This window comes from Vibrio hippocampi, from assembly GCF_921292975.1.
GTDB classification, from domain to species: Bacteria; Pseudomonadota; Gammaproteobacteria; order Enterobacterales; family Vibrionaceae; genus Vibrio; species Vibrio hippocampi.
The window spans coordinates 547,715-562,747 of sequence record NZ_CAKLCM010000002.1 but is presented as its reverse complement, the minus strand read 5'-3'; the positions used below and the strand labels follow the sequence as shown (position 1 = coordinate 562,747).

Below are 15,033 nucleotides of genomic sequence, written 5' to 3'. Positions count from 1 at the left end.
GGTTAAAAATACAACTCAAAAAACTCAATAAAAATTTCAGTACTCGAATTAAATAATCTATTCGAACAAAACCTAATCATAAAGTGGTGTCTGTGTGGCGCGTTTCAAGGCCAAATGGGGCAAATTTCGCTCTGATCAGTATAAGCGCTTTGTTTTACCTCGCTATTTAACGGTCACTTTTTTGATAAAATTTTGTACTGGCTCAACGATTGAGGTTTCCGTCGACTTCCTACTTTGCTTTTTTACGCACTAGAATGACTTTTTGTCAGCGTTGGCTCATTTTTTTGTCGCATATCTTTGGAGCTTGTCGTACATTACGCGCCTTTCTTGGACACACTATACTTCCCTTACATGGCGCTTACGTTAATGTGGTAATTTAACCGTTAGTTGTGTCGATAATGAACAACATGAGCATTGTGCGATGAACAATATAGAAATAGCTATCTATCTACAGTTTTTCTTGGGTTTAGTAGCCGCTGTTAACCCAGTGGGTATCATGCCTGTTTTCGTATCGTTAACCGGTCACCTATCCCCAGAAGATAAAAACAAAACTGCCACGACAGCCAATGTTGCGGTGGCGATTATTTTGATCACTTCCCTACTCGCTGGGCAGATCCTCTTAGACATGTTCAGTATCTCGCTGGACTCATTCCGTGTTGCCGGTGGTTTACTGCTATTAAGCATCGCCTTCTCGATGATGTCAGGGAAATTAGGTGAGGATAAGCAGAACAAGCAAGAAAAGTCTGAATACGTGAGCAAAGAGCAAATCGGTGTGGTCCCACTCGCGATGCCTCTTATGGCGGGTCCCGGTGCTATCAGTTCCACCATTGTTTATGGCTCTCGCTACCCGGGTATGTTTGAAACAATGGGAATCATTGCTACCATCATTGTGTTTAGTTTCTGCTCTTGGTTGCTGTTTAGATCGGCTCCGCTTATCGTCCGATTTCTTGGTCAAACCGGTATTAACGTCATCACACGTATCATGGGTTTGATTCTTGGTGCGCTTGGCATCGAATTTATGGCTAATGGGTTACGAGCGCTGTTCCCTGGACTCGCCTAACTCTAAACTCAATAAACTCAATAAACTCAATAAACTCAATAAACTCAATAACAATAGATACTCAGAGCCGTTTTAAAAACACGGCTCTTTTTGTTCCTAATGGCCATGTTTTTTCCTTTACGCTGACTTATACCCAAGTTACCCCAAGATGTAGAATTCAGAGGTAACTTAGGTATATGATCGCTATACTTTCTTGTAGTGAACATAGATAAGCGCTCGTCATGGAACCAGAACACAAGTTAAAACATCAGCTCTATATCATCATTTTTGGTACACACACCCGTGCAGGTCGTGCTTTTGATATCACTGTCATTATCGCCATATTGTTGTCGCTATTGGTGTTAATTCTTCATTCTCTTCAAGGCGTCGCGACAAAATGGGATCGTGAACTTCAACTTGCTGAGTATTTCTTTACCGGCGTATTCACTCTAGAGTATCTACTCCGCCTCTACTGCTCGCCAAAACCCAAAGCCTACGCAACGAGCTTTTATGGCGTGGTCGATTTACTTGCGATATTACCGACTTATCTCGCGCTGATATTTCCGTCCGCTTCGTTTATGGGTGTGATTCGTCTGCTACGCGTTATGCGTATCTTTCGTATCCTTAAATTGGTTAGATACTTACAAGACTCCAATATTTTACTGCGCTCACTGCTGCAATCACGGCGAAAGATATTTGTCTTTTTCAGTTCTGTCGCCGTATTGGTGACCATTTTTGGCGCGCTCATTTATGTGATAGAAGGTCCCAGCAATGGTTTTACCAGTATCCCTCAAAGTATTTACTGGGCAATCGTGACCATTACCACCGTGGGTTACGGAGACTTGGTTCCTAGCACTGCGCTAGGTAAAGCGGTCGCTTCGCTCACTATGTTGCTGGGTTATTCTATTCTCGCGGTCCCCACAGGGATTATCACCGCGGAACTCAGCCAAGAAATCAGCGCCCATAGAAGCTTGGTCAAATGCCCTAATTGCTCTCGCGCCGGACATGAAAGCGATGCGCTGCATTGCAAATACTGTGGCAGCGAATTAGCGACACCTGAAGCGCGCGTGGTTAGTGAGGATAATCATTCTGGAGCAAACCATTCAAAAGCAAGTCACTCCTAGTGGCAATCATTCCAACATCGAGAACGAGTTCATCAATCACGACCGCATGCTGAAATAGTAAATGACACGCAATAAAAAAACCCTTGGACGCCATCGGCAACCAAGGGTTTATCTCGATAATTTATATTGTCCGTCTAAATGACTTAGGCTTTTTCAGCTAGCACGATACGCAGTGTACGGCGTAGCGGTTCCGCGGCACCCCAAAGAAGTTGGTCACCCACAGTAAACGCATTCAAGAAGTCATCGCCCATGCTCATCTTACGCAGACGACCCACAGGAATTGACATTGTGCCAGTGACTTTCGCTGGGGTAAGTTCTTGAGCGGTAATATCACGCTCATTTGGAACCACCTTAACCCAATCATTGTGCGTCGCGATGATCTCTTCAATTTCGTCCATCGGTACATTTTGTTTCAGCTTGATAGTCAATGCTTGAGCGTGACAACGCATCGCACCGATTCGAACACAGGTACCGTCAATCGCAATTGGGCTATCCTGAAGACCTAGGATTTTGTTCGCTTCAACCGCAGCTTTCCACTCTTCTTTGCTCTGACCATTATCACGTTTCACATCAATCCATGGAATTAATGATCCCGCAAGAGGGACGCCAAATTGGTCGGTTGGGAAAGAAGAAGAACGCAGAGTTTCAGCAACCTTGCGGTCAATATCAAGAATCGAACTGGCTGGATTGGCAAGCTCAGAAGTCACAGCGTCGTTGACGACACCCATCTGAGAAATCAACTCGCGCATATTTTTAGCACCTGCACCAGAAGCCGCTTGGTAGGTCATTGACGACATCCACTCAACCAAACCTTTCTCAAACAGACCGCCAAGACCGAGCAACATCAAACTAACCGTACAGTTGCCGCCCACAAAGGTATTGGTGCCTTTGGCGATACCTTGTTGGATCTGCGTCAAGTTAACTGGGTCAAGCGTAATAATAGAGTCTTGAGCCATGCGAAGTGTTGATGCAGCATCAATCCAGTAACCTTTCCACCCTGCTTGACGCAAAGCTGGATAGACACGCTCTGTATAACTGCCACCTTGACATGTCACAACCGCATCAAGTTGTTTCAAACTTTCAATGTCGAATGCGTCTTGTAGCATACCGGCATCTTTACCCAAGTTTGGAGCTGGGATACCCACTTGTGAGGTGCTGTAGAACACAGGTTCGATCAAATCGAAGTCTCTTTCTTCTACCATGCGTTGCATAAGGACGGAACCTACCATGCCACGCCAACCTACTAAACCAACTCTCATTTATCTACTCTCCGTGTGAATTTTAAAATGGCATTGCACATCTATAAAAGTTTCCGCGATAGAACACAAGTCTAAAATGAAAATTAATGCCTATTTTTTTAACTAAGCCTACCAGTAGCCAGTGAATCCAGCTGGGATGAGTAGCAAAATTGCGCCTCTGATAGGAAAAATAGACGCTAAGGTGAATTTAATGAAGTTTTTGACTAATGACATCTGGCTCGCTGGTCCCTTGATTACTGGCACCTTACGAACCCATATATTGGCTTAAATAGCATTGACTTAAATAACATTAGCTTAAGTAACACTGACTTAAATAACACTCAGTTAAACAGCAAATATCTACGAACTGTGTTTAGCGATGTAACTATGTTTAGCGATGTAACTATGAACCAACCCAAGCGTGGCATCCAGTTCTTTCTCTAACTGAATAATCTGCTCTTCTTGTACCGAATTACCGGCACAAAGTGTCTCTTCGAGCTCAATCGCTATCGCTCTTAGACCATCGGCAAATAAGGTGCCCGATACCCCTTTTAACGTGTGTACGACGCGGGTTGCCTTTTCTCTATCTTCAGACAAAGTCTGACGAAAAAGCGGGACATCCTGTGAATGCTCCGAAATAAAGACATTTAACAGCAGCAACATAGAGTCTTGATCATCATCCAGCGTATGGAGCATCTGGTCGAAGTCTATCGCCATTCGGGGCGCTGGCTTTGTTTTATTTGGCTTGGTATTACTTGATTCTACGCTATCCACCGTTTGTTGATTGTGTTGCTGTTTCTGTCTTTGTGATTCTTGTTCAACCTCTTCGGACAAAACCACCAGCTCTTGGTTATGTTCGATCAACTTTTGGCGAACCAACTCTTCACTTCTCTCAATATCCTGCGCCATCAAGAGATCGGCGGAACGGTCATCGGGCTCATGGGCTTGCTGTTGTGATTCAAGATCTTGTTTCTCTGCATCGTTGTCCTTGTCACGACGAGACTTCAAAACCAATACCAACAACGCCAACATGACCAGTCCGCTGAACAAAGTCACCATCCAAAGTTGCTGGTTTAGCAGAGATTGAGACTTTTTCATCTGACGATCGAGTTCATTGTATATCGGGTGATTGATGGTACGAGCAATCAAAAACTCCGTATTCGCCGACTGAGAAAGGATTGATGAGGCTTGCGCGATTAACTGCAATAATCGAGGTTGTTCGGTGACAGGAAGTTGATAAGTTTGATGCTGAATCTGCTCTAACCTCAAATAGACGGCGCGAGGGTTCGTTACCTCACTATAAAGCGTATTGAGTACCACTGACGCCAGTTCATTGCCTAGCCCCAACGCTTCAGGGCTAATCGTATCTGGTTGAACCGTAATATTTTCAATAAAGTCACTAAAGCGCACTTCGTCTGCCAATAGCAGAGCCAACTGCTCCATAAAACGTTCAAGGAGATAAACCGTATGGGTAATATCGACACCCAGCCAAGACAAGGTTTCCGATTTTAGCTGGAGTGTTTGCGCATAAAGCAATTGACGCTCAAGATCGATGTCGTCGATCAGCTTTACACGCTGAGTCGTAGGTAGGTAGAGTTTATGTTGTAATTCATTAATGCTCAGTGTTATTTCTTCAATCTGATCCGTTAGCTGCTGCTGTTTGTGGCTGTAATGTAAAACAGCGGCTACCACTAATAACCAAAGCGCTAATGCAATAGCAACGAAACGAAAATAACGACGGTTTAATTCCAACACCCTTCATCCTTGATATTGAGTTTCTCACACCCTAACTAGGGAATAGATAAAAAATACCCAAGTAACCGTAATTACTTGGGTAATCATTAACTGTTTCTTAGAAGCTGATCTTTTAGGTTAGGTGGCGTACCTTTAATGGTCAGCGTGTCCGTATCCGGATCGTAAAACACTCGCTCACCGAGCAATAAGCTATCAAAGCTGACGTTTAAACCACCCCCTGCACCGACAAATTTGGTCAGTTTACGAACCGTTGCACGATCAGCGGGGAAACTTTGTTCTAATTCATACCCTCTCTCTTGGGTATAGTCTAAGAAACTCGCGCCTTGGTTACTAGGCAATTCCCCTGATAACTCTTGAATCTGAACTTCATCACCCGATTTAAGCTGCTCATTACAGTAATCAAAAGCCTGTTTTTTATAGCTGATGGTTTCTTGTTTATCGAGTTGCGAATCACTACAAAAGTCATCCAAGGCTTGCATTAAGATGGTATTTTGCTGCTTGGTGTCTAACCCTACTTCTGCTTGTAAAAAATCAAGGAAGAAGTCTGCAACTTTACGCCCCACTCGCCCCTTGATATAGCTAAGATATCGGTTGGACTCTTTATCCATCTGGTAAGCGGTCAGATCAATGCGCGCAACAATGTCCATTTTAGCAATATCAAGATAATGAATAGAGTCAATGTTCAACCCTTCCGTTACCTGCAAGCTATTGTATGATGGCAGCAAACCGATAAACAGGAAGTCTGTTGCTAAAGACTGATACTGAGCTAAGACCAATGTGCCGGATTCAGCAAAAGGGTATTTTGCCAGTTCGTCACGTAGACGTTTGGTACTTTCAGAAGAGAAAGTGTAAAAATCCATGTTATTGGCTAGCAATTCGTTCAGCCAACCCTGAAACTGACTATCATCAGCAAATGCGCCGAAGCCTTTACCAGACTTAGCATTGAAGACGCGATGCAACTCAGCAACGAGATTCTCTGTTGCCGCATCATTATTTAATACGTCTTGACGAAAGTGGATCTCAAGCTGTTCCTGATCATTTATCGCCAATTGGTGTAAAATTACGTTAGATAAGTTCAAACTCATGATGAAATTATTGGTCTAGCCATGTTCGTTTGTGATGCCAAGTAGGTTATCATAGGCCGTTTTCATTATCATTCATATTCACTACTTAGAGTTTTTATGCCAATTACTTCAAAATATACCGACCAACAAGTCGAAGAAATCCTGACCGAAATTGCCGCGGTACTAGACAAACATGGCGCGGGTCCAGAACTTTCTCTTATGATTGTTGGTAATATCGCTACCAATGTCTTAAATCAGAATGTTGCTGCTTCACAAAGACGCGCGATTGCGGAAAAATTCTCTAGTGCCCTGATTTCTTCAGTTGGCGAATAAGAACAACATTAATATCAACGGATTATAAACGCCAAAATGGTAGATAGCGGAAATTCTTATGGTGAACGTGTCTCTCGACTAGTGGGTTGGGGACATTGGTTTGCATTCTTCAATATCATCGCAGCCATGCTGATTGGCACGCGATATATCGTTGCTTCACCTTGGCCAGAAACACTACTCGGCCAATTCTATTTACTTACCTCATGGATAGGTCATTTTGGCTTTTTAGTCTTTGCCTTATACCTGCTCATACTCTTCCCTCTCACGTTTGTCACACCGGCTCGGAAACTGTTCCGACTGTTTGCGGTTATATTTGCGACGTGCGGACAAACTATCTTGATCATTGATACTCAAGCTTATCAATCCATCAGTTTGCACCTTTCGCCTGTGGTGTGGGAGTTGTTATTTAGCAAAGATGACAGCTTAGTAAGTACCGACCTACAACATCTGTTTGTGATGATGCCGCCTATTTTTCTGGCACAAATCGGCTTATCTGAGTGGGTATGGCGTCAACAACGAAAATTGTCTCACAAACATATTGGACGCCCTGTCACCGCCGTCTTTTTCTTATGTTTTATCGCTAGCCACCTAATTTTTATTTGGGCTGATGCGTACTTCTATAACCCAGTCACGGTGCAGAAAGCCAACTTCCCGCTCTCTTACCCTATGACCGCTAAGTCATTTATGGAAAAACACGGCTTACTCGATAGAGAAGAGTACCTGAAGAAACTGGAACAGAACGAATTCGTCACCGACCTCATTGACTATCCGCTTTCAGAGATCACGTTTAACCGCCGTTCAGAAAGCCTCAATGTTCTGCTGGTTAACATCAATAACCTAAGAGCCGATACGCTGAACGAAGCAACGATGCCAAACAGCTACCAGTTCGCGCAGCAAAACCAAAATTTCCTCAACCACTATAGTTCGAGTAACGATAGTTACGGGGCTTTTGGCTTGATGTACGGTATTCCTAACAGTTATTCCAGTAGTATCAAAGCACAAGGGGACGCACCGATCTTCTTGTCGACCTTATTCAAGCAAGGCTACAGTTTCCACTTATACAGTGGCGACAATTTTGACAATGACCTGTATCGAGAGACCATCTTTAAACCTTTCCCAATGGTTGATCTTAGCAACATTGAGGCAACAGAGATTGACGATGATCTGGCTATCGAACAGTGGCAGCAGGCTATTACCTTGACGCCAAAAGCGCCTTGGTTCAGCTACATCGAATTGACGACGATGGATAACTTCGATACCTATCAGTCGACCAATGCTCAAGTGCCAGCACAAGAACAGTTTATCCAAGCCTACTCTTCTGCAGCTGCTGCAGCCGATAAAGAGTTTGGAAAAATAATAAGCACGCTTGATGAACAAGGACTTTTAGAACGCACCATTGTGATCCTGACCTCCAACCACGGGACAGAGTTTAACGAAACTAATACGCGCAGCTGGGGATCAAACAGCAACTATAGTCAGTATCAGCTTAAAGTACCGATGGTGATTCATTGGCCGGGCAAACTCGCCGCGACTTACAGTCATAAAACCAGCCATTTAGATCTCTCTGTCACTATCATGCAAGATCTAAGCGGCGTCTCCACCAATAGTAAGCAGTACAGCAGTGGGCGCAATTTGTTTGATGAGAGCAAGCGCAAGTGGGTCATCGCCGGAGATGCTCGCGAGCTCGCCGTGATTACCGATACTGAAACCACGGTGGTTGATAAATTTGGTAATTACAGCCTCTACGATATCAACTACAAAAAGCAGAAAGACAAGAGCCCTAAGCTACCTATCTTAATGCAGGGTTTTACCGAGTTGCAGCGCTTTTACGCTAAAAGCCAATAATTATTAGCTTTAATTCAATCTAACCTATTGACCCTAAACGGACAGTGGTTTAGATTAAATGCCATCGGACTGTAGCGCAGCTTGGTAGCGCACCGTCATGGGGTGTCGGGGGTCGGAGGTTCAAATCCTCTCAGTCCGACCATTTTTATAGATATCGGCGCAAAAATCGCCAGTATCATAATAGTTATTGTTTAGTTATAGGCACCCTACCCTAAATATTTGATCAAACGCTCATAAAACAAGCAAACAGTTAAATTAGGGGTTTACAAACAATAAGATGCCTATTATTATTCGCATCAACACGGAGAGATGGCTGAGTGGTCGAAAGCACCGGTCTTGAAAACCGGCAACCGTTAATAGCGGTTCTAGGGTTCAAATCCCTATCTCTCCGCCACATTCAAGAAAAAACCGCTGTTTTTACAGCGGTTTTTTCGTATCTAGAGCCTCGAAAATCATCTTGCACATATAGGTGGCACAGATGTACTTATCGAGACTTCCAAATAGCGTTTACTACACACGTATCGCAACCCCTTCCGCCGCGTGAAAGGGGCTACCCTAAAGAGTTCAAATTTCCCTTTTTACCCGTGAGCGCATGGTTACTTACCTGAGAAATATCGAACAGGCTCAACTGCTTCACGCTATTTTCGACAAAGCCAAAGCGACGGCATTAAGTTTTGCCGAGTTCAAAGCAGAGCTTGCCGATGCTATTAATCAGTTGCGTCAAAATTATCGTTCCGAGCCAGAAACGCCGACCAGCGTACCGATACTTAGTGGCACTACGGCAGTAAAGACAGCTCCAGCCTGCTCTAGTGTCGGTAAACCAATTCATTAAATCCAAACAGCTTGAAAATGTCACCCAATTAACGATTAAATAGCTGCAGCAGCAGTGTAGTGATTTTCTTAACTGCCTGTCTAGGCATGGAGGAGCGAAACCAACAACCACACATCAGTGGCGATACATGTTCGTTGTCACCATAAACCCGGCTTACATCAAATCACACATCAATTGCTCGTACTCTTCGTTGGCGTTTTTTATCAGACGACTCAACTGTTCCGCATCTTGGTGTTCTAGTTCAATATGCCATGCTTTTTGGTTAACTTGCTCAACACCTTGCAGTTGGGTACCGTTGTTCTTTCGCTGAAACTTCAGTTGTTCGAATTCGCTAGAGAAATGCTGTTTGGATTCCATGATATCAATATCGAGTTCACCAATGGGGTTAATATGAACTTCGGCATGATGAGATCGGGGACCATGAAGCAGAACGTTGCAGTGAGACTTAATCATCGCTTTCTCCTCAACTTCGATTGTGGGTTCACTCACTCATTGTAGGATACTTTCTGGCAACGACAGATCGAATACCCGATTCCTTTGACCTCAATCAATCCAGTGTCGATCTTTGCCTCAAATCTTTATCTTGCATCTTTGTTGCATCTCAGACTATTCTCGCTTTGACCAGCCTCCAAAGTCGTAAACAAAGTAAAGCAAATCAGAATTCCCTTGCCTCTTTATCTGATGTCTCACGTTATGCTAACCCAAGTATTTATTATTGATAAAGACATTGCTTATTTCTGATATAAGAGCGATTGCATTGCAGTATTCGACCAAGTCACTACCCTATTAATTGGATTTATATATTTGATTATATTAGGAATAATTACATGCACCTTGTAAGAAGAAAAACTCTTGCTGCACTAATCTTAGCCACATTAGTTGGATGTGGGGGTAGCGATAGCAGCTCTAATGATAATTCACCGTCAGAGGAAAGTTCATTCGATGCTCCGACGGGTGAACTAAAAACTTCTATGGAAAAGATCGAGATCAGCGATAGCGCCAATGCACCAACTTTCTCTTGCCAAGCACCTGAAGAAGCAACCACCGTTTTTGAAACTGAGGACCTAATCGTTAGTTTTGGTCAAAAATCCCAGGCACCATACTACGAGCAAGACTTAGCGTATGCTGCACAGATGAGCCAACTTGGACTTGATGAGCTCATCAGTGTAACCGGTCTAGACAAAGAAACAGATTTAAATCTGAATGGCACCGACAAATGGTTCATCTGCTTTGAGAACAGTAAGCTCGGTGAAGGCACTGGCTACATTAATGGTATGCGCGTTAATCCTAAGGCATTTGATAACAATGCGTTAGCGCTCACCAAGCATGAATTATTTCACACTATTCAAGCCGAATTACTTCAGGATAACGAGGCATATTCACACCTACCATTCTGGTTCCAAGAAGCAACAGCTGAATATTTTGCTCATGCTGAGCTTCAAGAGAGTGAGTCTCGCAGCTTCCTTGAGGAATTTACAGCCAATATCGCCAATGTCACATCGGCGGCCGATCCGGCAGACACCTCATATGATGTATTGCACTACGCTCAAGACCAAGCAATCCGTACCGATGTCGGTTATGAGAACAAGCTATACGATATCTATGTCACATCATTAAAATATTTGGTTGATGTGGGTCTGGACAAAGGTGACATGCTAAACTTAATTCGCAATTCGCACTCCAATGGCAGTGACTACACTCGTGAGGCGTTTCATTCTGCGATGAACGATCTCGAAGCTGATAGCGACATTGAAATCCCTACAGGGTATACCTATGAAGATCTGCGTACAGTGGCTGGATTTACCGAACTTGTCTTAAATGACTGGCTAGCAGACACCGAATACAGTGCTGGTTTCACTAGTGTGAACGAGACGATTGAGATTGGTGAGTTATTCCTGATAAATGAAGATGGTATCAGCTACACAGCCACCGTTACTCAAGATCAAACAACTTACTACTATACTGCCAACTCGATTCCTGATGGTGACTATGATATCTACGCCGTGGACAGTGACGATGAAAATATTTATGGTCCAAAATCACAGACTGTAACTGATGGCAGTTTAGGTGATGTGGATTTCACTGATCAACCGGTCTGTACTACGGGCGCTTGCTCAGACGAAGATTAAGTACGGCAAACTGAGCGTGTTGGTATTTTAACGACACTTATTAATAATCCCCGAACCTCTAACAAGGTTGGGGATTATTATACAACCAAGTATCGACTGATCGGGTTCAATTATAATAATGATCGTTGACACAATAACCAATAACAGGGACAGGCAGGTGACTTAAATCGGCCAAAGCATGTTCCTGCTTTGCTACAACGCCATATTAGTGGTAACCACACGTTCGTTGCAGTCATACGCCCGCCTTACATCAAATCACACATCAATTGCTCGTACTCTTCATTGGCGTTTTTTATCAAGCGACTCACCTGTTTCGCATCTTGGTGTGCCAGCTCAATATGCCACGGTTTCTGATTCACTTGCTCAACGCCTTGCAGTTGAGTACCGCTGCGTTTTCGCTGAAACTTCAGTTGGTCAAATTCGCTGGATAAATGCTGTTTGGATTCCAAGATATCAATATCGACTTCACCGATGGGGTTAATATGAACTTCGGCATGGTAGGACTGGGAGCCATGAAGCAGAACGTTGCAGTGAAATTTAATCATCGCTTTCTCCTCAACTTCGATAGTGGGTTCACTAGCTCATTGTAGGATATTTTCTACCAACGACCGTTCTAATCAGTCATGCCTTTGACGGCAATCAATCATGTGCCGATCTTTACCTCAAATCCTTATCTTGCGGCTTTCTTGCACCTAAAACTGCTCCCGCTTCGAACCACTCCTAATTTAATAAACATTAATACGGCAGTCATCTGTATCAGTCCATGTATATTGTATTGGCTCGCGATAACGTGAGTTCGGTTAAGTGATAAATCGTTTTGAGTTTTGGGGCAAAGTACGGGAGTAAAGTCGTTGTTTACTTTATTGATGTCTATATTGGTGGCAATCTTGGCGTTTTACGCCATGTACGCAACATTGAAAGCGACCGGAAGAATATCTAGGTTGGAAGCGGAAGTCTCACAGCTTCATAAAGATTTGGCAGAGTTGCGTTCGCGTGTGATTGAAAAGGTTAAACCGGCTGAGGATTTGCCAAACCTTGACCTTGAACCTGACCTCGACCTCGAGACAAGCAAACCGATTGCGCCACAGCCAGCAATACCGATAGAAGTCTCACCAAGCCATTATCAAATGCCCCCAGAACCAACTGCGGCGTGTACTTCCAAAGAGCCTGCGCAGCCCGTTGTTAAACCAAGTATCCCTACTTCTGATAATCGTCATATTGCTCGCCCGACCCAACATGGTGAATCCTTATTCGACCAGCAAGTCAGTAAGTTACTGACCAATATTAAAGAAAATTGGCTCGTCTGGGTCGGTGCGCTTGCGATGCTGATTGGGGGCGGTTATCTAGTGCAGGTAATTAGCCGCCATATTGAGTTCTCGCCAATCATGCGTATCGCCATTGCGTTTTCTATTTCACTCGCGACTGTACTTGCTGGCGAGTGGTTTCATCGAAAGGAGCAAAAAAGCCTACACCGCGCCAAACGTGCACAAAGCTTTACCTATGCACCCGCCGCCATCACAGGAACGGGGTTAACTGGGATTTACTGTACGGTCATTTTTGCCTTTGTATTTTATCAGCTCTTAACGCCGAGCGTTTCTTTGATTATCTTGGCAGGCGCGGCTTTCTCTAGCCTTGCGTTGTCGTTACGCCAAGGTCCTTTAATGATCGTGCTTGGCTTAATCGGAGGCTACACTGCGCCATTTTGGATTGGTGGCAGCGAGCCCAATTACTACATATTGGCTGGCTATATCTGCGCGATTTCCATTGCGACAACCCTATTGTTGCAAACTGTGCGTCACGCGTGGATCTCTCCATGCGTGACCATTCCTCATCTATTGTGGATGTGGCTGTTAATCGACATCATGCCACGAGAACAATTGTTCTCGTGGCTGGCTATCTTTCTCTCGCTCACCTTGTATCTGCTTTTTGCTGTACCAAGGTTGGGATGGTTGCTTAATCCGCGCTTTCGTCATTGCCAAGGGAAATGGACCCACCCGCCCAGCATCATTTCGCTCGCACTGATCATGTTGATGTTCTTCGCTATTGTTCGGATAGCAATCATCGACACAATACAAATGGTCTACTTTTATGGTTTTTTACTGGCTCTCATTTGGTTGCCAGCGATTCGTAAAGGCTGGTCGCTTAGGATCTTCCTGCCCTCTATGCTTGTTTCTTCGGTTGCAATCTTACTGCTCTCGTTTGTGCTCAAGTATGCCTACGTGGTCGATACACAAACAGGAGTCTTAGTCGCGCTGGCTATCAGTATCGGATTCATAGCCGCTAGAACTCTGTGCCAAAGACTCGGCGGCGATCGTTCACAAACAACGAGCATTATTTTCCTTGTTGCTGTCCCTTTAATGACGCTGATTGCTTTGCTCTACACCTATGAATTTATCCACATTCACGCGCTTGCTTGGACAGGTTTTACTGCACTAGTCGCCATCTATTACGCTGCACTGGGTCAACGCTTTAAAGTGTTAGCGACCGAGTGCTCTGCCGTTATGCACGCCATCGTCAGTGCAATTTGCTTTGTGTGGCTCAACGATATTTGGCTAACCACCGCTATCTCCATTCAGGTCGCAGTCATGGCGCTGCAAACGCAATTTACGCTATTCCGCCCTGCAAGTTGGGCGATTAAAATTGCGATGGGAATATTAGCCGTGCATCTCACCTTGTTGCCATTTATCCCTGAGTGGCAACCTGCCTATGGTGGGCATTGGGCGTGGGTATTGATCAGTTACTTGCCATCGCTGTTAATTTTGGCATACGCGCGCACCGCCTTGCGCAATACAAATGACGACCTTGCTAACTGGTTTGAAGGAGCATTTTTGCATGTGTTCTTGATGACCGTATTTATCCAAACCAACTATTGGTTGACGGGAGACTATGGTTATCTTGGTTATATAGATTTCACTTCGGCCATTGTGTTTGCTAACCAAACATTAGTGATGGGTTTGGTATATAGCTATCGCTGTCAGTTTTCGCAGCAGCTAAAGCGTGTCTACCAAGCTTATAGTTACCTACTCTGGGGAGTTTTTACTCTGTTAGTCTTGGAGCTTAACAGCGTTGAATCACCGCTAGTAACCAACAATGTATCGGCTGAATCACTGCCTATTTTCAACATGTTGTCGTTGGGGTGGTTATTGCCTGCTGTGATTCTTATTCTCACCGCCTATAAACGATGGAACACCTTGAACGTTCCAAGAGTGGGGGTTGCCGGCATTGGTATCACCCTTGGCACGATTTGGCTGATTATGTCGATTCGTCAGTTCTGGCAACCCATATCGATGACATTAGCGCAACCAACCAGCACAGCAGAATTGTTCAGTTACTCGATTATAGGTTTGATTATCGGATACCTGCTGACATGGGGTGGCGCTATTCGCAAAGCGCCCAAAGTTCAACACATTGGACTTGTCGTGCTGGGTTGTGTCGCATTGAAAGTCTTTTTATGGGATGTACGCTCACTCGATGGCGTCTGGCGAGCGATCAGCTTTTTAGGATTAGGGGCGTCTTTAATTGCTCTTGGTTGGCTATTCCAGAGATTGAACCGTTCAGTTAGTCAATCTGAAAAGCAACCAGACTAAGGGCTTGCTCTTGTTCCATCTTCGATAACACAAATAACCAAATAATAGGGGCAGGCATGTTACTTAATATGCCTGTCCTTTTTTGTG

The 15,033-nt window shown here is 44.3% G+C and carries 12 protein-coding genes and 2 tRNA genes; 9 read left to right on the top strand and 5 right to left on the bottom strand.

Annotated features, from left to right (window positions below; genetic code table 11):
* Window positions 1-421 precede the first annotated feature (421 nt).
* Window positions 422-1,060: a YchE family NAAT transporter gene (locus tag L9Q39_RS05025; protein WP_237484016.1), complete on the top strand. Its 639-nt coding sequence runs from the start codon at window positions 422-424 to the stop codon at window positions 1,058-1,060.
* A 221-nt stretch (window positions 1,061-1,281) separates the two neighbouring features.
* Window positions 1,282-2,163, top strand: coding sequence for an ion transporter (locus L9Q39_RS05020; protein WP_237484015.1), 882 nt, complete (start codon window positions 1,282-1,284; stop codon window positions 2,161-2,163).
* 143 nt (window positions 2,164-2,306) lie between these two features.
* Here the strand turns inward: L9Q39_RS05020 and asd are convergent, their stop codons facing one another.
* The 3 genes from asd to yejK all read right to left on the bottom strand — a co-directional run bounded on the left by asd (window position 2,307) and on the right by yejK (window position 6,241).
* The gene (gene asd / locus L9Q39_RS05015; protein ID WP_237484014.1) at window positions 2,307-3,422 is read right to left on the bottom strand and encodes an aspartate-semialdehyde dehydrogenase; all 1,116 of its coding nucleotides are present in this window, start codon (window positions 3,420-3,422) and stop codon (window positions 2,307-2,309) included.
* 339 nt (window positions 3,423-3,761) lie between these two features.
* Window positions 3,762-5,156, bottom strand: a complete 1,395-nt coding sequence (locus L9Q39_RS05010; protein WP_237484013.1) for an Hpt domain-containing protein — start codon at window positions 5,154-5,156, stop codon at window positions 3,762-3,764.
* An 86-nt stretch (window positions 5,157-5,242) separates the two neighbouring features.
* Window positions 5,243-6,241: a nucleoid-associated protein YejK gene (gene yejK / locus L9Q39_RS05005; protein ID WP_237484012.1), complete on the bottom strand. Its 999-nt coding sequence runs from the start codon at window positions 6,239-6,241 to the stop codon at window positions 5,243-5,245.
* Between the two features lie 96 nt (window positions 6,242-6,337).
* Here yejK and L9Q39_RS05000 point away from each other — a divergent pair, with 96 nt between their 5' ends.
* The 5 genes from L9Q39_RS05000 (at window position 6,338) to L9Q39_RS04980 (ending at window position 9,230) form a co-directional block, all read left to right on the top strand.
* Window positions 6,338-6,553: a YejL family protein gene (locus L9Q39_RS05000; protein WP_237484011.1), complete on the top strand. Its 216-nt coding sequence runs from the start codon at window positions 6,338-6,340 to the stop codon at window positions 6,551-6,553.
* 36 nt (window positions 6,554-6,589) lie between these two features.
* On the top strand, window positions 6,590-8,398 hold the full coding sequence (locus L9Q39_RS04995) for a DUF3413 domain-containing protein (protein WP_237484010.1): 1,809 nt from the start codon (window positions 6,590-6,592) through the stop codon (window positions 8,396-8,398).
* Window positions 8,399-8,463: 65 nt separating this feature from the next.
* Window positions 8,464-8,540: transfer RNA gene (locus L9Q39_RS04990), tRNA-Pro, on the top strand.
* Window positions 8,541-8,701: 161 nt separating this feature from the next.
* Window positions 8,702-8,792 (top strand) — tRNA-Ser (locus tag L9Q39_RS04985).
* 198 nt (window positions 8,793-8,990) lie between these two features.
* Window positions 8,991-9,230 (top strand): hypothetical protein, encoded by a 240-nt coding sequence (locus L9Q39_RS04980; RefSeq protein WP_237484009.1) that lies wholly within the window; start codon window positions 8,991-8,993, stop codon window positions 9,228-9,230.
* A 153-nt stretch (window positions 9,231-9,383) separates the two neighbouring features.
* On the opposite strand, the gene L9Q39_RS04975 is transcribed toward L9Q39_RS04980, so the two are convergent.
* On the bottom strand, window positions 9,384-9,683 hold the full coding sequence (locus L9Q39_RS04975; RefSeq protein ID WP_237484008.1) for a hypothetical protein: 300 nt from the start codon (window positions 9,681-9,683) through the stop codon (window positions 9,384-9,386).
* Between the two features lie 374 nt (window positions 9,684-10,057).
* Here L9Q39_RS04975 and L9Q39_RS04970 point away from each other — a divergent pair, with 374 nt between their 5' ends.
* Window positions 10,058-11,359 carry a hypothetical protein gene (locus L9Q39_RS04970; protein ID WP_237484007.1) on the top strand — a complete coding sequence of 434 codons (1,302 nt, stop codon included), beginning with the start codon at window positions 10,058-10,060 and terminating at the stop codon, window positions 11,357-11,359.
* A gap of 245 nt (window positions 11,360-11,604) precedes the next feature.
* Here the strand turns inward: L9Q39_RS04970 and L9Q39_RS04965 are convergent, their stop codons facing one another.
* Window positions 11,605-11,904 (bottom strand): hypothetical protein, encoded by a 300-nt coding sequence (locus tag L9Q39_RS04965; protein WP_237484006.1) that lies wholly within the window; start codon window positions 11,902-11,904, stop codon window positions 11,605-11,607.
* A 321-nt stretch (window positions 11,905-12,225) separates the two neighbouring features.
* Between L9Q39_RS04965 and L9Q39_RS04960 the strand changes: the two genes are divergently transcribed.
* Window positions 12,226-14,946, top strand: coding sequence for a DUF2339 domain-containing protein (locus L9Q39_RS04960; RefSeq protein WP_237485506.1), 2,721 nt, complete (start codon window positions 12,226-12,228; stop codon window positions 14,944-14,946).
* Window positions 14,947-15,033 lie beyond the last annotated feature (87 nt).

Excerpts from the sequence above, each read along its gene's own strand:
- L9Q39_RS05025 (WP_237484016.1), top strand. The coding sequence starts at position 422 with ATGAACAATATAGAAATAGCTATCTATCTACAGTTTTTCTTGGGTTTA.
- L9Q39_RS05020 (WP_237484015.1), top strand. The coding sequence starts at position 1,282 with ATGGAACCAGAACACAAGTTAAAACATCAGCTCTATATCATCATTTTT.
- asd (WP_237484014.1), bottom strand. The coding sequence starts at position 3,422 with ATGAGAGTTGGTTTAGTAGGTTGGCGTGGCATGGTAGGTTCCGTCCTT.
- yejK (WP_237484012.1), bottom strand. The coding sequence starts at position 6,241 with ATGAGTTTGAACTTATCTAACGTAATTTTACACCAATTGGCGATAAAT.
- L9Q39_RS05000 (WP_237484011.1), top strand. The coding sequence starts at position 6,338 with ATGCCAATTACTTCAAAATATACCGACCAACAAGTCGAAGAAATCCTG.
- L9Q39_RS04995 (WP_237484010.1), top strand. The coding sequence starts at position 6,590 with ATGGTAGATAGCGGAAATTCTTATGGTGAACGTGTCTCTCGACTAGTG.
- L9Q39_RS04980 (WP_237484009.1), top strand. The coding sequence starts at position 8,991 with ATGGTTACTTACCTGAGAAATATCGAACAGGCTCAACTGCTTCACGCT.
- L9Q39_RS04975 (WP_237484008.1), bottom strand. The coding sequence starts at position 9,683 with ATGATTAAGTCTCACTGCAACGTTCTGCTTCATGGTCCCCGATCTCAT.
- L9Q39_RS04970 (WP_237484007.1), top strand. The coding sequence starts at position 10,058 with ATGCACCTTGTAAGAAGAAAAACTCTTGCTGCACTAATCTTAGCCACA.
- L9Q39_RS04965 (WP_237484006.1), bottom strand. The coding sequence starts at position 11,904 with ATGATTAAATTTCACTGCAACGTTCTGCTTCATGGCTCCCAGTCCTAC.
- L9Q39_RS04960 (WP_237485506.1), top strand. The coding sequence starts at position 12,226 with ATGTCTATATTGGTGGCAATCTTGGCGTTTTACGCCATGTACGCAACA.